Origin of the sequence: Streptomyces sp. Y1 (genome assembly GCF_041053115.1) — a bacterium.
GTDB lineage: Bacteria > Actinomycetota > Actinomycetes > Streptomycetales > Streptomycetaceae > Kitasatospora > Kitasatospora rubellomurina.
In genome coordinates, this window is record NZ_CP163445.1 from 6,788,761 (window position 1) to 6,814,029 (window position 25,269).

General features: G+C 73.5%; 23 protein-coding genes, 1 tRNA gene and 1 pseudogene. 14 read left to right on the top strand and 11 right to left on the bottom strand.

The window, feature by feature from the left end; translation table 11 throughout:
* Positions 1–408 precede the first annotated feature (408 nt).
* Positions 409–1,200: an AfsR/SARP family transcriptional regulator gene (locus AB2U05_RS29630; protein ID WP_045710668.1), complete on the bottom strand. Its 792-nt coding sequence runs from the start codon at positions 1,198–1,200 to the stop codon at positions 409–411.
* Between the two features lie 689 nt (positions 1,201–1,889).
* Here AB2U05_RS29630 and AB2U05_RS29635 point away from each other — a divergent pair.
* Both AB2U05_RS29635 and AB2U05_RS29640 read left to right on the top strand, forming a co-directional pair.
* A tRNA-Met gene (locus AB2U05_RS29635) sits at positions 1,890–1,963 on the top strand.
* Positions 1,964–2,066: 103 nt separating this feature from the next.
* Positions 2,067–2,600, top strand: a complete 534-nt coding sequence (locus tag AB2U05_RS29640; protein ID WP_045702836.1) for a hypothetical protein — start codon at positions 2,067–2,069, stop codon at positions 2,598–2,600.
* Positions 2,601–2,631: 31 nt separating this feature from the next.
* On the opposite strand, the gene AB2U05_RS29645 is transcribed toward AB2U05_RS29640, so the two are convergent.
* Complete coding sequence (locus AB2U05_RS29645) at positions 2,632–3,684, bottom strand: winged helix-turn-helix domain-containing protein (protein ID WP_052707667.1); 1,053 nt, start codon at positions 3,682–3,684, stop codon at positions 2,632–2,634.
* Between the two features lie 156 nt (positions 3,685–3,840).
* Here AB2U05_RS29645 and AB2U05_RS29650 point away from each other — a divergent pair, with 156 nt between their 5' ends.
* Together AB2U05_RS29650 and AB2U05_RS29655 are read left to right on the top strand one after the other, a co-directional pair.
* On the top strand, positions 3,841–4,377 hold the full coding sequence (locus tag AB2U05_RS29650) for a hypothetical protein (protein ID WP_052706679.1): 537 nt from the start codon (positions 3,841–3,843) through the stop codon (positions 4,375–4,377).
* A gap of 72 nt (positions 4,378–4,449) precedes the next feature.
* The gene (locus AB2U05_RS29655) at positions 4,450–5,247 is read left to right on the top strand and encodes a hypothetical protein (protein WP_369184755.1); all 798 of its coding nucleotides are present in this window, start codon (positions 4,450–4,452) and stop codon (positions 5,245–5,247) included.
* Positions 5,248–5,272: 25 nt separating this feature from the next.
* Here the strand turns inward: AB2U05_RS29655 and AB2U05_RS29660 are convergent, their stop codons facing one another.
* On the bottom strand, positions 5,273–6,658 hold the full coding sequence (locus tag AB2U05_RS29660; protein WP_369184756.1) for an aspartate aminotransferase family protein: 1,386 nt from the start codon (positions 6,656–6,658) through the stop codon (positions 5,273–5,275).
* A 76-nt stretch (positions 6,659–6,734) separates the two neighbouring features.
* Here AB2U05_RS29660 and AB2U05_RS29665 point away from each other — a divergent pair.
* Positions 6,735–6,842, top strand: a pseudogene (locus AB2U05_RS29665) (hypothetical protein); the annotation flags it as partial.
* A 131-nt stretch (positions 6,843–6,973) separates the two neighbouring features.
* Here AB2U05_RS29665 and fxlM read toward each other — a convergent pair.
* Positions 6,974–8,212 (bottom strand): methyltransferase, FxLD system, encoded by a 1,239-nt coding sequence (fxlM, locus tag AB2U05_RS29670; RefSeq protein WP_369184757.1) that lies wholly within the window; start codon positions 8,210–8,212, stop codon positions 6,974–6,976.
* 142 nt (positions 8,213–8,354) lie between these two features.
* On the opposite strand from fxlM, the gene AB2U05_RS29675 reads away from it, so the two are divergent.
* Together AB2U05_RS29675 and AB2U05_RS29680 are read left to right on the top strand one after the other, a co-directional pair.
* A complete protein-coding gene (locus tag AB2U05_RS29675) occupies positions 8,355–8,846 on the top strand; it encodes a DUF2975 domain-containing protein (protein ID WP_369184758.1) in 492 nt (163 codons plus the stop codon).
* A complete protein-coding gene (locus AB2U05_RS29680; RefSeq protein WP_369184759.1) occupies positions 8,846–9,067 on the top strand; it encodes a helix-turn-helix domain-containing protein in 222 nt (73 codons plus the stop codon). The genes AB2U05_RS29675 and AB2U05_RS29680 overlap by 1 nt, the downstream gene beginning before the upstream one ends.
* A 68-nt stretch (positions 9,068–9,135) precedes the next feature.
* Here the strand turns inward: AB2U05_RS29680 and AB2U05_RS29685 are convergent, their stop codons facing one another.
* Positions 9,136–9,474 carry a transcriptional regulator gene (locus AB2U05_RS29685; protein WP_045710675.1) on the bottom strand — a complete coding sequence of 113 codons (339 nt, stop codon included), beginning with the start codon at positions 9,472–9,474 and terminating at the stop codon, positions 9,136–9,138.
* Complete coding sequence (locus tag AB2U05_RS29690; RefSeq protein ID WP_369184760.1) at positions 9,471–10,139, bottom strand: hypothetical protein; 669 nt, start codon at positions 10,137–10,139, stop codon at positions 9,471–9,473. Before AB2U05_RS29690 ends, AB2U05_RS29685 begins: the two co-directional genes overlap by 4 nt.
* A gap of 150 nt (positions 10,140–10,289) precedes the next feature.
* Between AB2U05_RS29690 and AB2U05_RS29695 the strand changes: the two genes are divergently transcribed.
* A complete protein-coding gene (locus AB2U05_RS29695) occupies positions 10,290–11,327 on the top strand; it encodes an LD-carboxypeptidase (RefSeq protein WP_369184761.1) in 1,038 nt (345 codons plus the stop codon).
* Here the strand turns inward: AB2U05_RS29695 and AB2U05_RS29700 are convergent.
* The 3 genes from AB2U05_RS29700 to AB2U05_RS29710 all read right to left on the bottom strand — a co-directional run bounded on the left by AB2U05_RS29700 (position 11,303) and on the right by AB2U05_RS29710 (position 15,474).
* Complete coding sequence (locus AB2U05_RS29700; protein ID WP_369184762.1) at positions 11,303–13,762, bottom strand: phosphocholine-specific phospholipase C; 2,460 nt, start codon at positions 13,760–13,762, stop codon at positions 11,303–11,305. The two genes, AB2U05_RS29695 and AB2U05_RS29700, sit on opposite strands and share 25 nt — an antisense overlap.
* A 235-nt stretch (positions 13,763–13,997) precedes the next feature.
* The gene (locus AB2U05_RS29705; protein ID WP_045702821.1) at positions 13,998–14,684 is read right to left on the bottom strand and encodes a phosphonatase-like hydrolase; all 687 of its coding nucleotides are present in this window, start codon (positions 14,682–14,684) and stop codon (positions 13,998–14,000) included.
* 4 nt (positions 14,685–14,688) lie between these two features.
* Positions 14,689–15,474 (bottom strand): GntR family transcriptional regulator, encoded by a 786-nt coding sequence (locus tag AB2U05_RS29710; RefSeq protein WP_369184763.1) that lies wholly within the window; start codon positions 15,472–15,474, stop codon positions 14,689–14,691.
* Positions 15,475–15,637: 163 nt separating this feature from the next.
* On the opposite strand from AB2U05_RS29710, the gene AB2U05_RS29715 reads away from it, so the two are divergent.
* The gene (locus AB2U05_RS29715) at positions 15,638–16,828 is read left to right on the top strand and encodes a TIGR03364 family FAD-dependent oxidoreductase (protein WP_369184764.1); all 1,191 of its coding nucleotides are present in this window, start codon (positions 15,638–15,640) and stop codon (positions 16,826–16,828) included.
* 94 nt (positions 16,829–16,922) lie between these two features.
* On the opposite strand, the gene AB2U05_RS29720 is transcribed toward AB2U05_RS29715, so the two are convergent.
* A complete protein-coding gene (locus tag AB2U05_RS29720) occupies positions 16,923–17,828 on the bottom strand; it encodes a hypothetical protein (RefSeq protein ID WP_045702817.1) in 906 nt (301 codons plus the stop codon).
* Positions 17,829–17,968: 140 nt separating this feature from the next.
* On the opposite strand from AB2U05_RS29720, the gene AB2U05_RS29725 reads away from it, so the two are divergent.
* The 4 genes from AB2U05_RS29725 (at position 17,969) to AB2U05_RS29740 (ending at position 21,881) form a co-directional block, all read left to right on the top strand.
* Positions 17,969–18,568 carry a Pvc16 family protein gene (locus AB2U05_RS29725; protein WP_369184765.1) on the top strand — a complete coding sequence of 200 codons (600 nt, stop codon included), beginning with the start codon at positions 17,969–17,971 and terminating at the stop codon, positions 18,566–18,568.
* Positions 18,565–19,428: a hypothetical protein gene (locus AB2U05_RS29730; protein WP_369184766.1), complete on the top strand. Its 864-nt coding sequence runs from the start codon at positions 18,565–18,567 to the stop codon at positions 19,426–19,428. The genes AB2U05_RS29725 and AB2U05_RS29730 overlap by 4 nt, the downstream gene beginning before the upstream one ends.
* A 72-nt stretch (positions 19,429–19,500) precedes the next feature.
* Positions 19,501–21,393: a phage tail sheath family protein gene (locus tag AB2U05_RS29735; RefSeq protein WP_369184767.1), complete on the top strand. Its 1,893-nt coding sequence runs from the start codon at positions 19,501–19,503 to the stop codon at positions 21,391–21,393.
* A gap of 32 nt (positions 21,394–21,425) precedes the next feature.
* Complete coding sequence (locus AB2U05_RS29740; RefSeq protein WP_045702813.1) at positions 21,426–21,881, top strand: phage tail protein; 456 nt, start codon at positions 21,426–21,428, stop codon at positions 21,879–21,881.
* Between the two features lie 13 nt (positions 21,882–21,894).
* Here the strand turns inward: AB2U05_RS29740 and AB2U05_RS29745 are convergent, their stop codons facing one another.
* The gene (locus tag AB2U05_RS29745) at positions 21,895–23,148 is read right to left on the bottom strand and encodes an RNA-guided endonuclease InsQ/TnpB family protein (RefSeq protein ID WP_369184768.1); all 1,254 of its coding nucleotides are present in this window, start codon (positions 23,146–23,148) and stop codon (positions 21,895–21,897) included.
* 160 nt (positions 23,149–23,308) lie between these two features.
* Between AB2U05_RS29745 and AB2U05_RS29750 the strand changes: the two genes are divergently transcribed.
* Positions 23,309–25,267, top strand: a complete 1,959-nt coding sequence (locus AB2U05_RS29750; RefSeq protein ID WP_369184769.1) for a phage tail sheath C-terminal domain-containing protein — start codon at positions 23,309–23,311, stop codon at positions 25,265–25,267.
* Positions 25,268–25,269: the final 2 nt, after the last annotated feature.

Sequence of the window (25,269 nt, forward strand, 5' to 3'; positions counted from 1 at the left end):
CGTCCGGATTCGGTGGAGCCCTGCGTCCGGGCCGCCGGTGACGGCGCGCCGCCGCAGGTGGCGGTGTCGGCCTCGTGTTGATCTCCCCGCTTGACGTGCAGCACCCTGCCAGGGCCTTCTTGGCGCCGACTTGGATGCGACTTGGAGGCCACTTGGACGCGACTTGGAGGATTCCCGGAACCCCGCGCTGACCAGCAGGGATGTGGATGCCCCCAAAGAGTGACAGGGGGATTGACTGGCATATTCATGTCAATGCCGAGGCCGTGCGGGGCCGTGTGGAACCCCTGTGAATCCGTGGTCGAACCGCATGCCCCGGTCGACGACCGTGCGACTGCCGGGGAGCGCGAGGCGCTCCCTACGGTCGACGGTCGGCCACGCCCCGGCCCCCGTACCGGGTGGGCCTGTGAGTCAGCACCGGCCGGCGACCGGTTCTCCTCGCAGGATCGTGCCGAACAACTGCTGCAACTCCGCGCCGGGATCGACGCCGTACTCCTCCGCCAGCGTCCGGCGGGTGCGGTGGTAGGCCTCGATCGCCTCGGCCCGCCGCCCGGACCGGTAGAGGGCCTTCATCAGGAGCCAGCTGAACCGCTCCCGGGTCGGGAACCGCATGGTCAGCGCCGGCAGTTCGGCCGCGATCACCGAGAAGTCGCGCTCCTCGGCCAGTTCGGCCTCCCACAGGCTCTCCAGCGCCAGCAGCCGCAACTCCTCGAACCGCGACGCCGCCTGCGCGCCGAGCGCGTAGTCGCTCACCTCGGGGAACGCCGGGCCGCGCCACAGGGCCAGCGCGCCGGCCAGCGTCAGGCTCGCCTGCCGGTGCGCCCCGGACTGCAGCTGCCGGCGCCCCTCGTACAGCTGCCGCTCGAAGCGGACCGCGTCGATGCTGTTCGCCTCCACCGCGAGCACGTAGCCGGCCGGTTCGCGGCGCAGCACGGTGTCCCGGCTACGCGGCCGCCGGTTCGGCTCCAGGATCCGCCGGAGGTTGGAGACGTAGCTGTGCAGGTTCGCCATCACGTCGTTGGGCGGATTCCGGGGCCAGACGGCCTCGCTGAGCTGTTCCGGCGTGACCGGCTGGCCGGGCGTCAGCAGAAGGGCCGTCAAAACCGCGCGCTGCCGGGCCGAGCCCGGATTCACGGGGATTCCGTCGGCCCGAACTCCCAGCGGACCGAGCACGTCGAATTGGTTTGCGTGAACCTCCGCCACAAGTCACCCCCAAGTACCGAAGAAACGTGGTCGACCGTGCACCGGAAACGCTCCCGGTGCCGACAACGCCCCGGGGAGTCGAACAGGTTCTCGCACGGTAGGTGACAGCGTACTTGCAAAACGTTGCGAGAGAAGGTCTGGATACCGGGGGCTTGCGTTGGTATGGCAGACGAACGTGCAGGTGCGGCGGGGTGGTTCAACGGCCGTGTTCCGAGGCTGGTGTGACGCGATCTCACCCCTCGGGGGCCGTCAAATGTTTGAACGCTGCACGACCTCCGGTTCCGGTGTCCGCGTCCGCCGGGCCAACGCCGGTTCGGGGAGCGGGAATCCGGCCAATTCCCGGCTCGGACGCGGGTCGGGGCGGGCGGCAGCGGGGGGCGTTTTTCGGTCGAGTCCCGATCCGGGCGGCGGGATTTGATACGGGATTTTTCCGTGATTCAGGGTTTCAACTCCGAGGTTTCGGTGAATGAGTGTGCTCGGGTCGCGGCCCGAAGATCGAGTACGTCGTGGTGTGCCCCGGCGTGTCGGCGGGTGCGCGCGGTGGCGCACGCGCTGGCGGGTGCGCTCCGGGGCGCCTCGTGGCGCTTCGGTTCGTATGCGGCGGCCGGGGGCGCGGCGGTCCGCCGGTCACGCACCGGTGGAACCGATTTCCCATCCCGGCGACTTCCCCGTACTGTGGTGTTCACCGACGCGGGGTGGAGCAGCTCGGTAGCTCGCTGGGCTCATAACCCAGAGGTCGCAGGTTCAAATCCTGTCCCCGCTACTGCTGAGAGCCGGGGTCGGCGCATCGTGCGCCGGCCCCGGCTCCGTTGTGTCCCCCTGTCGTCTGTCGCCGACGTCACCGAGAGAGCCGAGGCCGGTCGGGCATGTCCGTGTTCACGAAGCGCCGCAGCGTCCGACTGTCCCAGCACCGCGTGCTGGACAGCCCGTTCGGGCCGATCCGGATCGACTACGACCGCTGGCCCGCGGCCGTCGCGCGGATGACCGGGGCCGGGATCCCCACCGTCACGATGGCGCTCGACCGGCAGCACGGCGCGCTGAACGTCGGCGGACAGTCCGTCCCCACCCACGAGGGCAACACCGACTGGGACCCGCGGCGCAAGGCGAACACCCGCACCGCCCTGGTCGGCGGACGCCGCTACGAGCTGCGGCCGACCGCGCTGTGCCGGGCCGAACTGCGGTGCGACGAACGGGTCATCGGCCACGCGCGCGGCACCCTGCGCTCGTACGGGCCCGGCCGCGGCATCCCGGGCATCGACGCCCGGGTGACCTGGTCGCCCGGTGTCGACCCGACCGACGTGGCGGTCGGCCAGGCCATGGTGCTGACCTTCGGCGCCGGCGCCCCGGGCGCGCTGCAGCGGGTCCTGATGTTCTGGATCGACAACTCCGGTACCCGCTGAGGCGGTCGGCACCGCCCGAGGTCCGTCCGGCTCAGGCCCGCCCGCCGGTGCGGGCGGCGGCCGCCGCGTGCGGCGCCGGGGCCTGCGGCATCGGAGCCTGCGCCGCGACCAGCAGCCGGTGGCCCAGCGACGTGCAGCTGTGCCGCACCGCCCGTCCGGCGCGCGCCGTGCTGACCAGCCCGGCCCGGCGCAGGGCGCGGGCGTGCTCGGAGGCGCTGGCCACCGAGATGCCCAGCTCGTGGGCGAGCCGGCTGGTGGTCGGCTCGCGCAGCGTCGCCCGCAGGACGGCCGCGCGGGTGCGCCCGAGCAGGGCCGCCGCCGGGTCGTCCGGGTCCGCCCCCGGGGCCGGCGCCTCCTCGGCGAGCTGGGGCAGCGGGGTCAGCGCCGGGTAGAGCAGCAGCAGCGACCCGTCCGGCAGCATCCCGGACAGCGGCTCCCCGGTCCACTGCGCGGACGGCAGCAGGAGCACCCCGCCGCCCTCCAGCCGGATGTCCGCCTCCCGGGCGACCGGGATCTCCAGCGTGGCCCCGCGCCACCGGCTGCCCGGGTGGAGGCCCGCCAGCATGCCGCGCAGCCCCTGCTCGCGCTGCACCTGCCCGCGCCAGGCGAGGTCGGTGTCGAAGCCGGCGCGCAGCCGCGGCCAGACGGTGTCGACCAGCGCGGTGTGGCAGGCGCGCAGGCTGCCCTCCAGGTGCTGCCAGGCCTGCCGGTCCTCGTTCGCCAGCCCGTGCATCAGCGGGGTGACGGGCAGTCCGTTGCGGCAGATGCGGGCGAGCTCGCTGCGGACCAGCGTGTTGGCGGCGGAGCGCACCAGCTCCAGGCCGCCCTCCAGGTCGGGGCTGAGCGGGTCGAGGAAGAACGGGCCCGCGCCGGTCGGCGGGACGAGCTCGCTCAGCGGGGCGACGGACCGCGCCACGGCCCGGCCGGCCGGCCCGCCGAGCGCGCGGTGCCGGCGGGCGGACACCGCCTCCGCGTCCCGCCGTTGCAGCATGGCGACGGCCAGTTCGAGCTCCATCAGCGGCGCCGGCCCGTCCGCGAAGCGGGTGTCCAGCAGGTCCTCGGCCGTGAAGCGGATCCGCAGCACCGCGCCCCACCCCTCCCCGTGCGCCCGGGCTTTCGGCCCCGGCCGAAAGCATCGCGCCGGTGCCGCCGGCGTCCGACGATACCCAGTGCGCGGCCGACAGGGCAGGGGCTTGCACGCTCCCGTCCGGCCGCCCACCCGACCCCCAGGAGGACCGCGATGCGCACGCCCACGTTCCGCACCCGATCGGCCGCCCTCGCCGCCGCCCTGGCGTCGGCCGTCCTGCTGCTGGCCGCCCCGGCCGCGCAGGCCGACGACGACCACGGCTGGCAGCCGCAACCCGGCGCCCGGGAGTACGACGCGCCCGCCGGGACGGTCTGCCCGTTCCACCTGCACATCACCGCCCTGGTGGACGAGGAGGAGACCAAGACCGTCTCCCGCCACCCGGACGGCACGCCCGAGAAGATCCTCTGGCGCGGCCCGCTGATCAAGCGCTACACGAACGTGGACACCGGCGCCCAGGCCGACCGCGACCAGAGCGGCCGGGCCACCGAGTACCGCCGGTCGGACGGCAGCACCCTGTGGGTCGTCCCGCGGAACTCGCACATCTCCGCCAGGATCCACCCCGGCGACCCGTACCACCCGGCCGGCGCCTACGTGTTCAGCGGCGGCGCGGTGATGCTGGTGCACCCGGACCAGCAGGTCGAGGTGCTGGCCCAGAACCGGGTGGAGAACCTCTGCGAGACGCTGGCCTGACCGGCCGTCGGCGCCCGCCCGCCGTCCGCCCGCCGTCCGGGGCCCGGGCCGCCGCCCGTACGATCGGGTGCCATGGCCGGAACACGCACGTACCCCAGGGAACTCGACCGCCCGATCAGGGACGTCCAGGCGTACCTGTCCGGCCGGGGCGGCCTGCGCCCCTTCGCCGTCGCCTCGGCCGACTTCGAGCCCCTCCCGCCCGGTGGGGACCGGGAGCTGCCGTTCGCGTTCGTCAACGAGGTGCCCGCCGCCGACCTGCCCCCGGAGTTCGGCGCCGCCTTCGGCGAGGGCGTGCTCGCCCGGCTCCGCGGCTGGTCCCGGGGCGGCGCGCTGCCCTGGGCGCTGCGGGTGCGGCTGCGGCACGCCCACTGGCGGGCGGGGGAGTCGACGGCGGCGGGCTTCGCGGCGGCCGGGGAGCAGGCGGTGTACGAGTTCGACGAGTCCGTCGCCGAGGGCACCGGCCCGCGCCGCCTGGTCACCCTGCCGCTCACCGGGCGGCGCGCGGAGCCGGCCGGCCCCGGCCGGGACGTGCACGTCCGGCTGGTCAAGCCCTGTATGTGCGGCCACTACGCCGTCGCCACCGCGGAGTTCACCCCGCTGCCGGCCGACGCGGACGAGCTCTTCGAGTTCGTCCTCGACGTCCCGGACGAGCGCCTCCCGCGGCCCTACGCCGAGGCCTTCGAACGCGGCCTGCGCGAGGAGCTGTACGCGGCGGGCGACGGACGGCTGCCCGTGCGGCCCTTCCGGGTCCGGCTCCACGACGCCCAGTGGCACGAGGTGGACTCCAACGAGCTGATCTTCGGCGTCGCCGGCCGCCGGGCCGCCGCCGAAGCCCTCGGGCCGGCCCTCGCACCGGGGTACGGCGGATGAGCCGGGGCCCGTCCGGGGCTTTCCGTCAGAGCTTCCGGACGGCCGCGGCGAGCGCGTCCGCGGTGCGGCGCACGTCCGCCTCGGTGGTGCGCCAGTTGCTGAACGCCGCGCGCAGGGCGGGCAGTCCGGCGTAGCGGGTGGGGGTGAGGAAGGCGTCCCCGGAGAGCTCGGTGGCGAGGGCGGCGAGGCGTTCCGGCGTCGGGTCGGCGGCGAGGGTGAAGCAGACCACGTTCAGCCGGACCGGGGCGAGCAGGCGCAGCCCGTCGGTCGCCGCGACGGCCTCGCCGAGGGCCCGGGCGCCGGTGACGCAGCGCTCGACGATCTCCCGGTGGCCGTCCCGGCCGTAGGCGCGCAGGGTGAACCAGGCGGCCAGGGCGCGCAGCCGGTGCGAGTTCTCCGGGGTGAGGTGCACCAGGTCGGGGTGCTCGCCGAGGGGGCCGAGGTAGGCGGCGGAGTTCTGGAAGACCTTCGTCTGCAGGTCGCGGCGGCGGGTGAACTGGACGGCGCTGTCGTAGGGCACGTTGAGCCACTTGTGCAGGTCCACGCAGACCGAGTCGGCGCGGTCCAGGCCGGCCACCAGCTCGGCGTGCTCCGGCGACAGCGCGGCGAACGCGCCGAAGGCGGCGTCGACGTGCAGCCAGAACCCGTACCGGTCCCGCAGGTCCGCGATCGCCCGCAGGTCGTCGAAGTCGACGGTGTTCACCGTGCCCGCGTTCGCCACCACGATGCACGGGCCCCCGGCCTCGGCCAGGGCCCGCTCCAGCGCGGCCGGGTCCACCGCCTCCCGGTCGGGCAGGGTCCCCACGGCGGTCAGCGCGGAGCGGCCCAGGCCCAGGACGGACAGCCCCTTGGCCACACTGGAGTGTGCGCTGCCGGACAGCACCCGCACCCGGCCCAGCGCGCCGACCCCCGCCTCGGCGACATCCACCCCGAGCCGCTCGCCCAGCCACTCGCGGCCGACCGCCAGGCCGACCGTGTTGGACATGGTCGCGCCGCTCACGAAGGTGCCGGAGTGCGCGTCGGAGAGCCCGAACAGCTCGCGCAGCCAGCCGACCGTCTCCCGCTCCAGATCCTGACCGGCCGGATCCAGCGAGGAGTTGGAGTTCTGGTCGGCGGTGGCCGTCAGCCAGTCCCCGGCCAGCGCGGCCGGCGTGGCACCCCCGGTGACGAACCCGAAGTACCGCGGCCCGGCACTCGCCGACAGCCGGGGCTGCCACCGCTCCCCGAACTCCGCCAGCGCCGCCCGCAGCCCCCCGCCCGCCGCCCCCAGCCCCACCGGCACCGGCGGCTCCCCCAGCGGCGGCACCACCGGCCCCTCCGACAGCCCGGCGAGGAAGCCCACGGCCCGCTCCCGGGTCTGCTCCAGCAGGGCGGGCAACTGGTCGAGGTCGGCGGCGAGTTCGGGGTGCATGGCGGTTCTCCGTTGATCGATGGTGACCCGAGGCTAGCGGGCGGCGGCGCCCGAGTCCCAGGCCAATCCGACCCAATTGGCCTCGAACGCCGCCTCCTCCCGGCTCATCCGAGCGGGCGAACTGGCCCGCCGCCACTGGCTCACCCCCAGCGCCGTCTCCCACCACCTCTCCGCCCTCCACCGGGCCGGCTTCGTCCTGAAGTCCCGGGAGCAACACCGGGTCTCCTATCTCCTACCAACTGAGCGAACGCGGCCACGCCCTGGCGGCCCTCTACGACTGACCGGGCGTCTCGTTCCCGGTGGGGTGCACGCGGGTCACTCCCAGACGACGGTGATCGGGTGGTGCGGCCGCGCCAGGACGAAGCGGCCGGACTCCGGAGCCGGATCGGCGGGAGCATCAGGCAGTTCGAAGCGCAGGGTCCGGCCACGGAAGCCGGCGTCCCACGCGCGGATCTCCTCGGCGACGAGATCGGCGAGGGCGGCGCCCGCCGGGCCGTGGCCGATCACGCCGGTCTCGTACGTCCTGCGCCCCTGGTCGTCCGGCTCGCCGGGGCGCAGGGTGAGGTAGGCGAGGGAGCCGGCGTCGACGGTGGCCATCGCGCCCCAGCCGAACATCGGGTGCACCCCGCGCTCGCGGGCGGTGCCGGTGACGCTCATCCGCATCAGGGAGTTCGGGAGGGTGAGGGCCAGCCACAGGTCCTGGTACTCGTAGGTGGTGCCGGCCGGGATGGTCACCCCGGTCCAGGCCTCGTGCCGTCCGCCGTCGAGGACGCCGAGCAGTGCCTCACCGTCCACCGCCCCGTGCTGGTCCTTGTGGACCTGGAGCGTGACGTCGCCCTCCCGGGTGAGCGCGACGGTGCGGCGGGCGTCGTCCATGCTCCCGCGCAGCGGCATGAAGACGGCCAACTGGTCGTCCACCGACACCCAGCCGCCCGCACCGCGCTCGAAGGCGATCGTGCGCGAGGCAGCGCCACGAAGGCGCAGCGGCAGCACGATCCGCCCGCTCGGCTCGACCTGCCGGAGCCAGGCGGTGGGCATCTCGCTGGTGCCGACCGTGGCGATCACCCGGGAGTACGGCGCACCGGCGGCGTGGCCCACGGCACCGTCACCGAGGACGGCCTCGACGTTGCCGACCCCGGCGTCGGCGAGGTGCTTGCGGGCGCTGTCGACCAGGTCCTCGTCCACGTCCACGGTCACTACGTGCCCGCCCGCGCCGACGATGTGTCCCAGGTACGCGGCGTTCACGCCGGTGCCCGCCCCGGCCTCGAAGATCCTCTCGCCGGGCTGCGCCGCGAGCTGTTCGAGCATCAGGGCGACGATCGCGGGCTGCGAGGCGGCACTGATCTGCGTGCCGGACCCGTCCGCCTTGGTGTAGGTGGGGTTGTCCGCGTACGCGGCCTCCAGCGGGACGCCCGGCAGGAAGTGCTCGCGGGCCACGGCGCGGAACGCGGCCTCCACCGCGTCGGTGCGGATGGCTCCCTGGTCGAGCAGACGGTCGGCGAGGGAGTCACGCAGTTGCTCGGCAGAACCGGTTTCGTTGCTGAGAGTAGTCATGTGGGTGACCTTAGTGGTTGCGTGGAGGGTGGATGTGAAGGGCGCCGACGCGGGGCGGCCATCCGCTCGGGGTCACGGGTGCCCCTTGTGTCACCTATCGACATTCGATAGGTTTCCATCGTTGTTCGATGGGAGGATGGTCGTGGGAAAGCTGACCGTGCGCGTGCTGCGCGCCGTGCTCGTGGTGGTGTTCACCGGCAGTGTGCTCGTGCAGGGGTTGATGGTGTGGGCGCTGGTCGGTGGGAAGGGCCAGGAGGGCGGGTCGCTTCCGCTGACCGCGATGCGGGTGATCACGATCCTGGGCATCGGTACGGCCCAGGTCGTCATGGGCTGCGTCTGGCGGCTGGTGGCGATGGTGCGGCGCGGAACCGTGTTCTCCCATGCCGCCTTCCGCTACGTGGACGGCATCATCGGGGCCATCGTCGCGGCCGCGCTCGTGTGGTTCGCGGTTACCGCCGTGAACGCGCCCGGGCAGCGGGACGATCCGGGCGTCACCGGAATCATGGCCGGGATCGGCCTGGCCGTCCTGGGGGTCGCGCTCATCGTGCTCGTGCTGCGCACGCTGCTCGTGCAGGCCGTCGCCCGGGACGGCGAAGCGGCCCGGATGCAGGCCGAGTTGGACCAGGTGATCTGATGCCGATCGCCGTCGACATCGACGTGATGCTGGCCAGGCGGAAGATGTCCGTGGGCGAGCTCGCGGAGCGCGTGGGGATCACGCCCGCCAACCTGGCGGTGCTCAAGAACGGTCGGGCCAAGGCGGTGCGCTTCACGACGCTCGCCGCCCTGTGCGAGGTGCTCGAGTGCCAGCCGGGCGACCTGCTTCGCTGGGAGGCCGAGGGTGCCGAGGGTGAGTGAACCCGCGCCCGCCGACCCGTCCTGCCGCATGGTGAAGCGCCCCCGCCTGGTGGGGGGCGCTTCCGGTGTCACGGTGACGGGTCTGAACTGCCTTGTTCGATCTGGTGGATGAGTTGTTTGAGCTGGGCGACCTCGTCGGCCAGGGCCTGGTGGCCGGCGGGGGTGAGGGAGAGCCAGGTGCGGGCGCGTTTGCCCTCGTAGCCCTTCTCGATCTCGACCAGGCCGGCCTTCTCCAGGACGGTGAGGTGTTGGCTGAGGTTTCCGGCGGTGAGGCCCAGGGTCGTTCGTAGGAAGCCGAATTCGGCTCGGCGGGCCTGGTGGGCGACGGTGAGGATGCCGAGGCGGACGCGCTGGTGGACGACGTCGTCGAGGCCGATGGCGGGGTGCGGGTCGGGCTGGTCGGTCATGAGGTGGTGAGCCGCCGGGGGCGTTGGGCCAGGGCGAAGCCGAGGGCGCCGAGGAGCAGGAGCACGCCCGGGACGGCGAAGCGGGGGAGGGCGGACCACGGCGAGGTGGGGGCGATCCCGGCCCAGCCGGTGGTGAGGGGGACCAGCTCGATGGCCAGGTAGGTGGCGGTGAGCAGCGCCAGGGCCGGGCTGCGCTCGACCCAGGAGAGCACGAGCAGCGGCAGCCCGACCGCCACGGCGTTCCCGGTGAGGCGTTCGAGGAACCTGGTCGTCCCGGCGGCGGGGTCGAGGTGGAGGCCCCAGAAGTCGACCGGGGCGCCGGGCTGCGGCATCCCGTCGCGGAGCGTCCAGAGCGTGGTGGCGCTCACCAGGCCGACCAGGAGGACCCCGGTGACGATGTACGGCCGGACCGGCGTGCCGACCCCGCGGTTGCGGGAGCGGCGGATGTAGAAGAACGCCGTGGCGACGTAGGCCAGGGCGAGCCCGATCGGCCAGTAGACCGGCGAGCCCTGGGTGACGAGCGTGCACCCGTCGCCCGCCGGGCAGGGCGCGGTCTCGACCTTGAAGGTGAGCCGGCCGACCAGGATTCCGCCCAGGGTGAGGCTGCCCAGCAGCAGGAGCGGGAACCAGGTCGCGCGCTGGGCGGCGCGGACCGCCCGGGTCAAGTCGCCTAATCCGGCGAGGACTTCACGAGGTGAGCCCGGCGAGGGCAGTGATGCGTCTGTCATGCAGTCAGCTTTGCATCACAAACCGGTTGTGGCAAGAGAGTGGAAATTCGAGTGAAACTGTCCGGCACAACCGGCGACACTGGCGCCATGACCCGTCAACTGCTGCGCCCGCGTGCCCTGAAGGCCGGAGACCTCGTCGTCATCGCCTCCCTGTCCGGGCCGCTGCCGGACGCGTACGAGCCCAACGTCGAGCAGACGGTGGCGGTGCTGGAGCGGATGGGGTTCCGGGTGCGGCGGGCGCCGCTGCTCCGGGCCGGACGTCGTCACTGGTGGAGCGCGGCCACGCCGGAGGAGATCGCCGCGGAGTTCAACACTCTGCTGGGCGACCCCGAGGTGCGGGCGATCGTCGCCAGTGACGGCGGGCAGACGGCGCTCGGCTACCTCGACCTCATCGACGTCGAGGCGATCCGGGCCGACCCCAAGCCGGTCCTCGGGTACAGCGACATCTCGCTGCTGCACCTGGTGCTCCACGCGCGCACGGGCCTGGTCGGGTTCCACGCCGACATGGCCGTGCCCGGCTTCGGCGGGTCCTGGCAGTCCGCGCCCGCAGCGCGCCAGGCGGAACTCCGGGAGATCTACCGCAAGTTGATGACAAGCGAAGAGCCGATCGGCGCGCTGCCCGCCAGCCCCTCGTGGGAGTGCTGGCGCCCGGGCCACGCCGAAGGTCCGCTGATCGGCGGGGTGATCAATCGCATCGCGCTGGTGCAGGCGACCCGGTTCGCGCTGCCGCTCGAACGGTTCGACGGCGCGGTGCTGTTCTGGGAGGAGATGGGCGGCCTGGCCGCGCACGTGTGGAGCTACCTGCAGGTGCTGCGCCACGGCGGCATCCTCGACCGGATCGCCGGCATGGTCGTGGGCGTTCCGCGCGAAATCGGCGGGCTGGAACCCGGCGCGTCCCCCACCCTGCGCGAGATCGTCCTCGACGTGCTGGGCGACCGCGACATCCCGGTGCTGGGCAACGTCGACTTCGGGCACGCCGGCCCGAATCTGCCGATGCCGGTCGGTGTCCGGGCCGGCCTCGACGCGGAGCGGCGGACGCTGTCGCTGCTCGAACCGGCGGTGGGGCCGGGCCGCGTGGGGGCGGCCCGGCCCGGAGAACGTCAGGACAGGGTGACGTCGTCGTAGAGGGTGTACGTGGCGTCGCCGGAGTAGTCGTCGTCGTGGTTGGTCAGGGTGAGGGTGTAGCTGTGGCCGGCGGTGACGGCGGCCGTGACCTGGGCCCAACTGGTCATGTCGGTACAGGTCTTGGGGAGTACGGTCGTGCTCGTGCCGGTGGTGTTGTCGGTCAGGCTCGCGGTGGCCCAGTCGTAGGCGACGGTGTCGTTGGTCGTCATCCGGTACCAGAACGACAGCCGGGTGGTGCCGCTCGGCGCGGTGAAGGTCTGGGAGACGGACGAGTCGCCGTTGGTCGGCGTCGTCGCGCCGACCATGGCCGCGTAGGTGCCGCTGTGGGTGGCCGTGGTGGTGGCGCTCGCGCTGCCGGCGACGGTCCAGCCGGTGAGGCTGCCGGCCTCGAAGGTGCCGTTGACGAGGGTGGCAGCAGGGGCGCCGCCGGGGCCGGGGTCGGTGATGCCGTCGGTGCCGGTCTCGATGTGGCCGGCCAGGCGGCGCAGGAAGCCGTCGCCGGTGTCGGCGGTGACGGTGAGGTCGTACCAGCCGCTCTTGGTGGCGAACGAAGCGGAGACGGGCGTCCTGGTCCCGGCCGGGACGGTGTACGTCCAGGGCCCGCCGGTGCCGTAGGTGTGGTCGGTGACCGTCAGCACGGCAGCGGCGCCGCCGGTGTTGGTGAACGCGAGCTGCAGCTTGCTGCCCACGGTGTCGTAGCCGGAGGCGACCTCCACCAGCGCCGCCCCGCTCGCGCACGCCGTCGTGCGGTTGCCCGCGAAGCGGCGGTGGAAGCCGTTGGGGCCGTACAGCGACAGGTCGTACGCGCCGGTCGGTGTCCCCGCGACCCAGTTGTCCGACACCGTGGCCCCGGCGCCGACGGTGTAGAGCCAGGGCCCGTCCGTCCGGTACGCGTTCGGGTACACGTAGTACACGACGCCCGCCGTCCCGGTGTTGGTCATGTCGATCCAGAACTTGCCGCCCGCGCAGTCCGTCCGCCCGTTGGCGTTGGGCTGCCAGGGCAGGGCGCGGGCCGGGCGGGTGCCGGGCTCCTGGGCGGGCATCGCCTGGGTCGCGGGGACGACGGGCGCCGGCAGGGTGCCGCACTGGGTGTCGGCGCCGGAGACGTAGGTGCTGGTGTCGGGCAGCGTGGGCCAGGTGGCGTCCTGGCCGGAGAAGCCGAACACCGACGTGAGGTCGCCGCTGACCGCCCGGCGCCAGGCGCTGATGTTGGGCTCCTGGACGCCGAAGCGCTTCTCCAGGAACCTGATCACCGACGTGTGGTCGAACACCTGGGAGTTGACGTAGCCGCCCCGGGTCCAGGGCGAGACGACGATCAGCGGGACGCGCGGCCCCATGCCGATGGCCTGGCCGCCGGAGACCTCCCCGGCCGTGGACACCGAGCTGATGCCCTGGGTGGCCGTCGCGGGCGGGACGGGCGGCGGGACGTGGTCGAAGAAGCCGCCGTTCTCGTCGTAGTTGAGGATGAAGGCGGTCTGCGACCAGACGGCCTGGTTGGCGGCCAGCACCTTCAGGAGCCGCGCGCTCAGGTCCTCGCCGTACGCGGGCTTGTAGTTGGCGTGCTCGGAGAGCGCGGTGGGCGCGACGATCCAGGAGACCTGCGGCAGGGTGCCGGCGTCGACGTCCTTCTGGAAGGCGGCGACGAGGTCGGGGACGGTGGCCATGCCCTTGTCGTGCAGGGGTGAACCGGCCTTGGCGTTCTTGAAGTTGGCGAACCAGGCGAGGGCGTTGTCGTCGAAGTTGTCGCTCTGCTGGTAGACCTTCCAGCTGATCCCGGCGGCCTCCAGCCGCTCCGCGTACGTGGTCCAGCTGAAGCCGGCCGCCGGCTCGGTGTTGTCGAGGACGGCGCTCTGGCCGACCGAGAGGCCGTTGGAGCCGGTGAACAGGTGCAGCCGGTTGGGGTTGGTTTGAGTCAGGGTGGAGCAGAAGTAGTGGTCGCAGATGGTGAAGGCGTCGGCGAGCGCGTAGTAGAAGGGCAGGTCGGCGCGGTTGAAGTAGCCCATGCCGAGGCCGGGGGTGCGGGCGGTGTTCCAGGCGTCGTACTTGCCGCCGTGCCAGATGGCGGTGTCGACGGGGTAGCTCATGGCGGGGGCGTTGGCGCAGGTGGCGCTGGTGGTGCCGGTGTCCATGCGGAACGGGAGGATGTACCCGTCCGCGTTCGAGTACGGCTGGTGGAACACCGACTTGCCGCTCGGCAGGTTGACGGCGTTGCGGTCGCCGAAGCCACGGACGCCGTTCATGGTGCCGTAGTAGTGGTCGAAGGCGCGGTTCTCCTGCATGAAGATCACGACGTGCTGGACGTCGTTGATGGTGCCGGTGGCCGCGGGGGCGGCGACGGCCTTCTGCAGGGACTCGGGGAGGACGGAGAACGCGGCGGTGGCACCGGCGGCCGCGGCGGCGAATCCCATGAACGAGCGACGGGACACGGGGGTCACGTAGGGGCTCCTCTTGTCTGGACAAGTACTCCCTCTGACTTGTCTGGACAAGTGTGTGGAGCGGGCTCGGACGGGGCCACTCCCGGGCAGTGAACGGCTCCGGTCCGAGCGGTGGCGCGGACATGGCCTACCGGCGGGTCCGGTGGCGAGGAAGGCCGGTCCGGCCGGTGAAGGACGAAACGGGCCGCCGGGGGCGGCAAGCACCCCCGGCGGCCCGGGCCGGACCGGCGAAGCGTCAGGACGGCTGCGTCTCCGCGAGCCCGACCAGGTCGGCGACACCGGCCAGCACGTACGTGTGCGGCTGCCCGTCGAAGTCGGCGCGGTCGAGCTCCCCGGTGAGCACGCCGACCACGACACCGGCCCCGGCGTTGGCGCCGGCCTGGACGTCGACGACGGTGTCGCCGGCGGTCAGCACCCGGCGGGTGTCGATGACGCCGGTCTTCTCCATCGCCCGGTGGATCATGTACGGCGCGGGGCGCCCGCGCGGGACCTCGTCCGAGGTGACGACGGCGTCCAGGTTGCCGCCCTCGCCGGTCGACCAGCCGAGCGAGGCGAGCAGCGGCAGCGCGACGTCGTCGCTGAACCCGGTGGTCAGCGCGACCTTGATGCCGCGCCGGCGCAGCTCGGCCAGGGCGTCCTCGACGCCGGGGATGGCCTGCGGGGGAGTGGTCCGGTAGGCCTCGCGCAGGTACGCCCGGAAGGCCTGGTAGCTCTCCTCGACGAGCTCGGGGGTGGGGGTGCCGCCGCCGAGGCGGACCAGGGCGTCGATGGCCTCGCGCTTGTCGGTGCCCATCCAGGTCTGGAGGTCGGCCTCGGCGACGGCGACGCCGTTGCGCTCGACGGCGGTGCGCAGCGCCCGGTAGACGGCGCCGGACTCGTTGATGGTGGTACCGGCCATGTCGAGGGCGGCGAGCTGGATCACGGGGTCAGTCCTCTTCGGTGCGGTAGCGGCCGATGACGGTGCGGCCTTCGACGGTGTTCTCGATGGTGAAGGTGGCCATGCTGGGCAGGTAGCGGTCGTCGGCGTCCTCCAGCGGCACGCCGCGGCCGGAGGTGGTGAGCCGGCGGACGCGCAGCAGCGGGGCGCCCGCGGTGATCCGCAGGAGTTCGGCGTCGCGCGGTTCGGCGGCGACGGCGTCGATGGTGTGCCGGGCGTGGTGCAGGTCGACGTCGCGGCGCAGCAGTTCCTCGTAGACGGACCCGGTGTCCGGGTCGAAGTCGAAGAGGATCCGGCCGACCTCGTGGACGAAGGTGGAGCGTTCCAGCATGGCCGGGACGCCGTCCAGCAGGCGCAGCCGGACGAGTTCGACGACGGGCTCCCCTTCGGACAGGCCGAGCCGGGCGGCGGCCTCCGGGGTGGCGCGGCGGCGGGCCACCTCGATCGTGCGCTGGCCCGGTTCGCGGCCGATGCCGCGGGCCCACTGGGTGAAGGACAGGAAGGTGGCGAAGGGCTGCGAGGGCGCCGTGCGGCGGGCGACGGGCGGTTTGCCGCGCCCGCCGACCAGGCTGCCCTCGCCGCGCAGGACGGCCAGGGCCTGGCGGACCGGGCCGCGGGAGCTGCCGAACTCGGCGCAGAGCTGCGACTCGCTGGGCACCGGCTCGCCCTCGGGCCACTCGCCGGACTCGATGCGCCGCTGGAACTCGGCGGCGAGCCGTTGGTGGAGCGGGAGCGCCTCGCGGGTCGCATCACGTGTCGCCTCACTTGTCTTCACAAGTCGACTATGACACCAGGGGCCGGAACTTCTCAAGCGGAGCCCGGTGTGCAGGTCAGCTCATGGCCGCGACCGCTCGCGACGGTCGTCGGGCGGATGAACAGACGGTAACTTGTACAGACATCTCTTGACGTCGACGCCGCCGAGCCCGGAATCTGGAGCCATGAGCAGCAGCACCACACCCACCACCGCCCCCACCCGTCCGAGCGGGGCCGGCACGCCCGGCCGCAGCGACGTGGTGATCGTCGGCGCGGGCATCATCGGCCTGGCCCACGCCTTCGAGGCGCTGTCCAACGGCCTGTCCGTCACCGTCCTCGACCGCGACCGCCGACCGGTCGGCGCCTCGGTCCGCAACTTCGGCCACTGCTGCATCAGCGCCCAGGACGGCGAGCTGCTCGCCCTCGCCCAGCGCTCCCGCCCCGGCTGGCTGCGCGCCGCCGAAGCCGCCGGCTTCTGGGCCGCCGAGGCCGGCACCCTGGTCGTCGCCCGCTCCGCCACCGAGGCGGCCGTCCTGGACGAGCTGCGCGCCGAGCGCGGCGGCGACGCCGTCCGGCCGTACACGGCCGAGCAGACGGCCGCGGCCCTCGGCCGTGCGGAAGACGACCGGGACGACATCACGGCCGGCGCGCTGCTGCCCGCCGACCTGCGGGTCAACCCGCGCGAGGCGGCGCCCGCCCTGGCCCGCTGGGTCGCCGAGCACCCGCGCGGCCGGGTGCTGTGGGGCACCGCCGTCACCGGCGTCGAGTCCGGCACCGTGCACACCACCCGCGGCGCCGTCCACGGCGAGCGGATCCTGGTCTGCGTCGGCCACGACGTGGACTACCTGCTCCCCGACATCGCCGAGGACCACGGGGTCGAGCGCTGCCGCCTCAGCATGGCCCGGGTCGAGGCCCCGGCCGGCTTCCGCACCGACTCGGCCGTGCTGACCGCCACCTCGATGCTCCGCTACGACGCCTTCACCAGCCGGCCCGCGGCCGCCCGACTGCGCGAGGAGGTGCTGGGCCACAGCGCCGAACTGCTGGAGATCGGCGCGAACGTGATGTTCACCCGGCTCCCGGACGGCACCGTCCTGGTCGGCGACTCGCACCACTACGACGCCACCACCCCGCCGTTCGTCGACGAGCGCACCTACGAGCTGCTGCTCGACGCCGTCGCGAAGGTCCTGGGCGTGCCGCGCCTGCGGGTCCTGGAACGTTGGCAGGGCGTCTACGCGAGCAGCCCCCGCGGCCCGCTGCTGGTGCGCGACCTGGCACCGGGGGTGCGCGCGATCTCGGTCACCTCGGGCATCGGGATGACCCTCTCCTTCGGCCTCGCCGCCGTCACCTTCGACGGCACCCTCGCCACCACCGGCTGAGGAACCGCAGGACGAGCCACCCCGCCAACTGCCGGACGCCGCCCCCGACTCCACCCGGGAGCGGCCCCGGCGCGGCCGGGGCCGCCGGCGGCCTTCAGCGCGGCTTCAGCGCGTACGGCCCGGCGGACGCCGACGAGCCCGACGAGCCGGACGACCCCCCGCACGGCCCGCAGTCGCCGCCCAGGCACTTGGCGGCCTCCGCCATCACCTCGTCCACCGTGTGGTCCCGCAGCTGCTTGCACCGGTCCTGCCGCCCCTGGTCCTTGCACTGCCGCACCGCCCGCCACCCCTCCAGGCAGGCCACCGCCTCCCACCCCTTGAGCACGTACAGCAGCGTCCGGCACAGGCAGTCCACGTACTCCTGGACGCCCGGGAACCCGTTCCACACCCCCTTCACCTGCCGGTCCAGCACCAGCAGCCGCACGTACAGCTCCAGCGGGCTCCGGTTCGGGTCGGCGACGTCCGCGGCCAGCTGCGCCGCGTCCGCCCGGAGCTTGGCGGCGCGCGGCGGCAGCGCCGCCTGCTCGGCGATCAGCGCCTGGAAGAACTTCGAGGCCACGTCGACCTCACTGCGGTAGTGCGCGATCAGGCCCGCGAGCTGGGCGTCCGGGTCGTCCTCGTGCCCGTCCGTACCGAAGTCGCACGGGAACTCGCGGCAGCCGGGCTCCCCGTCGCACTCCTCGATCCGGGCGTGCACCCGGTGCTCGGCGCGCTCCGCGCAGTCGCGCTGCTCCTCGTCGACCCGGCAGCGCAACTGCTCGCGGATCGACTTGAGTTGGGCGTCCGCGGCCCGGACGTCGACCCCGGCGGCGGCGCGCGCGGCGCCGTAGTCCTTCTTCGCGGTGGAGAAGGCGGCCTTGAACGGCTCCAGGGTCTTCAGGCTCTCCTGGATGACGTCGGCGCGCTTCTGGATGCCCTTGGCCTTGCAGGCGAGTTCGTCGATGGCGTCGGTGTCGCAGCAGCCGGGGTGTCCGGCAGAGTACGGGGACTCGTAGCTCATGGGGCCTTCTCCGGAGTGATCGGGAAGCTCCCGGCTGGGTACGGGAGCGGACGCGCGTCGAGAGTGCGACGGACACCGTCACCACGCCGTCGCCCGGCCGCGGCAACGCCGCGGTGACGTCGGCGGCCGAGCATCGGACCATGGCTGGATACCGGGCACTCGCCGCAGTCGGACGCAGTGTGGTCGCGCTGCTGAACCGGCGCTTCGAGGAGGAGATCCCCGAGGGCGCCGGCCGGCGGCCGCTGGCGGTGCTCGCCGGCCCGCTGGACTTCGAGAAGGTGGACACCGCCGGCGCGGTGATCCGCTATCCGGCCGTCTCCGTGTACTGCTACCGGCTCAGCATCGACCGGGAGACCCGGGCCGGCTGGGGCGCCGTCTCCGCGCGGGACGGCCTGCCCCGGCTGCCGCTGCGGATGCACATGATGATGGCCGCCTGGGACCAGTTCGTCGAGGCCGAGCTGGAGTGGCTCGGCCTGACCGCCCGCACGCTGGAGAGCGAGGGCATCCTCACCGGCCCGCTGCTCGACCCGAGCGGCGACTGGGAACCGGGCGACATGGTCCAGGTCGTCTCGGACGAGCTGGCGATGGACTCGCTGAGCGAGGCCTTCCAGGCGATGAGCACCGACTACCGGCTCTGCCTGCCCTACCTGGCCCGGGTGGTACGGATCGACGGCCCCCGCGGGCCCGTCCCCGAGGAGGTCACCACGGTGGCCACCCGGCTCTCCGGGATCCCGCGATGACGGCCCCCGCCGGCTCGGGCGACCTCGGCGCCGGCCCCCCGATCACCGTCGACGCCGGCCCGGTCGACGTCACCCACCGCCTCGCGCTCGCCGTCCGCCCGCTCGACGCGCGCACCGCCGCGCCCGCCCCCGGCGTCCGGGTCGGCCGCGAGGCCCCGCCGCCCGGCGGCCCGGTCCGGCCGCTGGAGAGCCACGGCGCCACCGGCGCGGTGCTGCGGTACGGCCCCGGCGGCGTCCGGGCCCGCACCGTCGTGCTGCGGCTCGACGACCCGGCCCGCCGCCTCGTCCCGCGCCGCTTCCGCGTCCCGCTGTGGACGCCCGCCGAGCTCACCGGCGCCGACGACCGCCCGCCCACCGCCGGCTACGTACCGGCCGCCTCCCGGCTGCTGCGCCCCTGGCTGCTGCCCGGCGTGGCCTACCCGGTGACGAACGGTCTGACCGGCCTGCGGCTGCGCGTCACCCACCGGGGCCGGCCGGTGCGCTGGCCCCGGGTGACGGCCTTCGGCTCCGGCGGCGTCCCGGTCGGCTGGGCGCACGGCGACGAGCACGGCCAGGTGCTGCTGCTGGTGGACGGCATCGGGGGGCTGCCGCACCCGGCGCCCTCCGCCTTCGACGTCGCCCTGCGCACCGCCGCCCCCGACCAGGGGCAGGTGCCGCCGGTCGACCCGCTCGACCCGCTGGCCGACCTGGTGGTCGAGGACGTCCCGCGCAGCCAGGCCCCGCCCGTCCCCGCGGACCTGGACAACCCGCTGCTGCGGGGCACCGCCCTGCCCCCGGGCTACCGGACCGGCGCCGGGGACGTCGTCCGGCGCCTGACCGTCGGCCGGGTGCTCCCCGAGACCGAGTTGCCGCACACCTGACCCGCGCATCCGACCCGCGCACCTGACCCGCACCCCGCCACCCGCCAGCCCGCCGCCCGAGGAGGCCCGCGCATGCCCGAGTACCTGACCCCAGGCGTCTACGTCGAGGAGACCAGCTTCCGCTCGCGGTCCATCGAGGGGGTGCCCACCAGCACCTTCGGCATGGCCGGCCGGACGGCGTACGGCCCGGTGCCGTACCTCGCCAACGGGCGGATCCTGACGCCCGGCCCGTCCCTGGTCACCAGCTTCACCGAGTACGAGCGCGCGTACGGCGGGCTGACCCTGGGGGACGGCAGCCCCTGCTACCTGGCGCTGGCCGCCCGCGCCTTCTTCGCCAACGGCGGCCGCCGTCTGTACGTCTCCCGGGTGTTCTCCTTCGTCAAGACGGCCGGCCCGGCGGACACGATCGACGGGCCGGCCAACTTCGCCTCGCTCGCGGTGCCCGCGACCGGCACGCCGGTGCTGCGCTGGTGGGCCCGCTGGCCGGGGCAGGCCGGGGCGCGGATCGGCGTCTCGGTGGCGTTCCGGCGCAGCAAGAACGTGCTGATCGCGGCCACCGCCGCGGACGGCACCGGCACCGTCCGGCTGACCGGCGTGCAGCCGGGCGCGGCCGTCGAACTGGCCGATCTGGTGGGCGGGAAGCCGCCGGCGCCGAGCGACCGGACGAAGCCGAACGCCGCCGACGTCCGGATCGTGGCGCGGGCCGCGGACGGCAGCCTCGGCTACCGCAACGCCCAGGGCGGCGTGGACGCCCCGGCCGCCGGCAAGGCCGCCTTCCACCTCACCCTGGCCGTCACCGTCCGCTCCGGCGCGGACCGGCTGGACGTCTACAACGAGCTCGAACTCGACGACGCCCACCCGCGCTCGGTGGCGAGGGTGCTCGCCGCCAAGGACCCGGCCGACGAGTTCTCCCTGGTCTGGCTCGACTACCCGGCGCCCACCGCCCCCGGGGCCCAACCGCCCACGCCGGGCGACACGTTGACCGCCCTGCTGGCGCTCGACGCCGCCCACCCGGGCTTCCTCACGGGCGGCGGCGACGGCCAGGACCCGACCTCGGTGGAGCTGCTGGGCGAGCGCGCCGACCCGGACGACCACAACCGGCCGGCCACCGGGCTGGCCGCGCTCGGCGAGATCGACGACATCGCCGTCGTCGCGATGCCCGACACGGTGAACCTCACCGGCCAGGACCAGACGGAGGCGGCCTCCGGGCTGATCGACCACTGCGAGCAGCTGCGCTACCGGATGGCGATCGTCGACCCGCCGAAGGACAGCTCGATCTCCGAAGTGCGCCGCTTCCGCTCGCAGTTCGACAGCACCTACGGGGCCCTCTACTACCCGTGGCTGCGGATCACCGACCCCACCCGGCGGCCCGACCCGGGCGCGCCCACGCCGACGCTGGACCTGCCGCCCTCCGGCTTCGTCGCCGGGATCTACGCCCGCAGCGACAACGACCGCGGGGTGTTCAAGGCCCCGGCGAACGAAGTCGTTTACGGCATGAGCGAGTTCGTCACCAACGTGACCTACGACCGGCAGGCCGTCCTCAACCCCGAGGGGATCAACGCGCTGCGCTTCTTCGAGGGCCGGTCGAACCGGGTCTGGGGCGCGCGGACGATGAGCTCGGACCCGGAGTGGAAGTACGTCAACGTCCGCCGGCTGTTCATCTACCTGGAGCACTCGATCGACAAGTCGACCCAGTGGGCGGTGTTCGAGCCGAACAACGAGCGGCTCTGGGCCTCGGTGCGGCAGTCCGTCGAGGACTTCCTGCTGGTCACCTGGAAGAGCGGCGCGCTGATGGGCGGCAAGCCGGAGGAGGCCTTCTTCGTCCGCTGCGACCGCACCACGATGACCCAGAACGACATCGACAACGGCCGGATGATCTGCCTGATCGGGGTCGCCCCCACCTACCCGGCCGAGTTCGTGATCTTCCGGATCGGCCAGTTCACCGCCGACGCGCCGGCCGTCTGACGCGGCGTCATTCTCAGCGAAGGAGAGGGCACATGGCCACCCGCAACAACCCGTACGGAGCCTTCAACTTCCTCGTCAAACTCGGCGACGCCGGCGGCGAGGACCAGATCGCCGGCGGCTTCTCCGACTTCACCGGCGCGGGCAACGAGGTGAAGTTCTCCGAGTACCGCAACGGCAACGACAAGGAGAACCACGTCCGCAAGATCGCCAACACCAACACCACCGACGACGTCACCCTCAAGCGCGGCATCATCGGCGACCTGCGGCTGTTCAACTGGATCAAGGCCACCCGGGAGGGCGACTTCGACCCCCGGACGGTCGTCGTCACCCTCCACGACGAGGCCCGCACCCCGGTCTGCTCCTGGACGCTGCACAACGCCCAGCCCAAGAAGTGGGTCGGCCCCACCCTTGCCGGCAAGGGCGGCGGCGAGGTCGCGATGGAGGAACTCCACCTCGTCGCCGAGCGGATCGACTTCGCGTCGCTTTGACATCATCCCCCGGCTACGGCCGGGGGATTCCTCCCGCGCCTGCGGCACGGACGCTCGTGGTCCGCCGGTCGCCAAGGTGGGTTCCCCGTTCACCGGGCCGTGCCTGGCGTGAGATTGCCACGCCGGGTCTGACCGGCCCTCCAGGGGCGTTTAGCCTGTCCGCCTGCCCGGCGGCCAGGATGTTGCGAGCAGCGTTGAGGTCGCGATCATGCTGTACACCGCAAGTGTCACAGGCCCACTCGCGTACGGCGAGGGGCTTGGGTCCGTCACGGTGCCCGCACGCCGAGCAGAGCTGGGACGACGGGAACGCGCGGCCGATGGTGCCGACGTGGCGTCCGTACCGGGCCGCCTTCTCTTCGAGGAGACGACGGAAGATGGACCATCCGGCGTCGTGGACGGACTTGGCGAGTGGGCCCCGGGCGAGGCCGCGCACGTTCAGGTCCTCCAGGTACACCGCTTGGTTCTCGCGGATGATCCGGGTGGTCTGCTTGTGCAGCCAGTCCATGCGGGTGTCGGCCACCTTGGCGTGCGCCTTGGCGACCTTCCTGCGGGCCTTGGCCCGGTTCTTGCTGCCCTTGGCCTTGCGGGACAGCTCCCGCTGCGCGGCCTTGAGCTTCTTCTCCGCCTTGCGCAGGAAACGGGGGTTGTTGATAACGCTGCCGTCCGAGAGGACGGCGTATGTGGTCAGGCCGAGGTCGATGCCGACCTCGGCATCGACCTCGGGCAGTGGCTCCGGTTCTATCTCCACCACGAACGAGGCGTGGTAGCGGCCGGCCGGATCGAGCACGATGGTCACCGACGACGGGTCGGCCGGAAGGCGCCGGGACCACTTCACCCGCACGTCGCCGATCTTCGCCAGATTCAGCTTCCCATTGGACCGGATGCGGAACCCGTTGCGGGTGAACCGCAGCGACTGCCGGCTGTCCTTCCGGGACTTGAACCGTGGCAGGCCTACCGGCCGCCCGGCGCGTTTCCCCGAGACGGAGTCGAAGAAATTCCGGTACGCCGCGTCAAGGTCTCGCAAGGACTGGATCAGCGGATCGACCCCTACCGAGGCAAGCCACGCGCGCTCTCCCGTCTTCTTCGCGGCCGTGATCACCAGCTTTTGGAGATCCGTGCTCCTGGGATACGGCTGCCCCGTTTTTCGGGCCGATTTCCGTATCGCGAGAGCGTCGTTGTACACCACTCGCGCGCACCCGAACGTTCGTGCCAGCACCGCACGCTGACTCGTCGTTGGATAGATGCGATAGGAGTATCGAAGGTGCACGAAATCAACGTACCGGAGGCCACTGACAAGGGTCCTTGGCGCAGCCCGTCGCTGACCACTGAGCTCCCACAGAGCTCCGATTCAGCATCTTCTCCCGCCGACCGGGCAGCGGGACCCCCATCTCTTCGGCCTGAAGGTCTACGCATCTTGGGAGTGCAAAATGACCAGCCCAACCAACGCCCCCGGGCTGCGGCTCGGGGCGCCCGGGGTGTACCGGGACGCCCGGCGGCCGGCGCCCGCCTTCCGGCCGGTGCGGCTGGACGTGGCCGGGTTCGTCGGGGTGGCGCCGCGCGGGCCGGTGGACCGGCCGGTCGCCGTCGAGCGCTGGACGGAGTACCAGCGGCGCTTCGGCGGTCTGGAGGGCCCGGGCCTGCTGCCGTACGCCGTCCGGGCGTTCTTCGCCCAGGGCGGCAGCCGGGCGTACGTGCTGCGGGTCTCGCCGGTGCCGCGCGCGCCCGACCCGGCCGCGCTGGCCGCCGTCGCCCGGTACACCGTCCGGCTGGCCGACCCCGCCGCCGGCGCGCCCGTCGACCTCGGGCTGGTCGCCGCCGACGAGGGCAGCTGGGGCGGACGCCTCGCCGTGCGCTGGGAGTTCGCCGCCGACCGGCACTTCACCGGCCGGGCGGACGGCCTGCGGCTGCCGCTGCCCGACGCGGTCGCCGTGCCGGCCGGCTCCCTGCTCCGGGTCCGCGGGCCGGGGCTGCCGCCCGCCGGGGTGTTCCGCTTCGTCCGCCTGGTGGAGGAGTCGCTGCGCGGCCGAACGGCCGTCCTGGACGCGGCACTTGACGCTGTCGAGCTCGAAGCGGACATCGTCACCGCAACCGTCACCGTCACCGACGCCGACCCCGGCCTCACCCGCGCCGAACGCCTCACCGACCTCGGCCTGTCCGCCGCGCACCCCCGCCCCGCCCGGCAGGTGCTCGCCGAGGAGTCCCTGCTGATCGCCCCGGACGGCGACTGGCCCGAGCGGCTGCTGCCCCCGGACCCGACCCTGCCGGTCGTCGACGCCGTCCTGGTCCGGCCCGGCGCGGACCGCTGGGCGGCCGTCACGGCGGACAGCCTCTTCGGCGACACCCCGCCCGAGCTGTTCCCGGTCGGCGGCGACCGACTGCCCGACGACGGCACCGCCTTCGTCGGCCTCGACCGGCTCGCCCTGGAACCCGAGGTCGCCCTGCTCTCGGTGCCCGACCTGCTCTGGGACTACCCGGTGCCCACCGGCACCACCGACCCGCCGGAGCCGCCGCCCGAGCGGGCGGACGGGCGCTGCCCGCCCCCGGCCGTCCCCGTGGTCTACCCGCCGCCGCCGGAGCGGGCGGTGCTGCTCGACGGCCGCGACCCGGGCGCGCTCGCCGAGATCCTGCGTCGCCAGCGCCGGCTCGTCGACCTGGCGGAGCGCCAGCGCCGCTTCGTCGCCCTGCTGGACGTGCCGCCCGGGCTGCCGCTGCGCCTGACCACCCGCTGGCGCGCCGGCTTCGACAGCTCCTACGCGGCCGCGCACCACCCGTGGCTCGGCGTCGTCGACCCGGACGACCCGCGGCTGAGCGCCGTCCAAGTGCCACCGTCCGCGTTCGCCGCCGGGATCATCGCCGACCGCGAGCACCGGCTCGGCATCCCCTGGGGCCCGGCCAACGCCCTCGCGGCCGGGGCCGTGACGGCGGCCGACCAGCCCGCCCCGGCCGAGCTCGACGAGCTCCACCTGCTCGGGATCGACGTGTTCGCCGCCGAGCGGGACGGCTTCCGGCTGGCCTCCGCCCGTACGCTCTCCCGCGACCCGGACTACCGCCAGCTGAGCGTGCGCCGCCTGATGACGATGCTGCGCCTCGTCCTCGAACGCCAGGCGCAGAGCCTCGCCTTCGAGCCCAACTCGCCGCAGCTGCGGGACGAGTTGCGCGGCGCGGTGACCAGGCTGCTGCGCGACCTGTTCCGTGCCGGGGCGTTCGGCGGGGCCACCGAGGCGCAGGCCTTCTTCGTCCGCTGCGACGAGGAGCTGAACCCCGCGCGGTCGCAGGGGCTGGGCCGGCTGGTCGCCGAGATCGGGGTGGCGCCCGCCCAGCCGCTCGAATACCTCGTCCTGCGGATCGCCCAGGACGCGGACGGCGACGTCAGAGTGGCGGGCTGAGC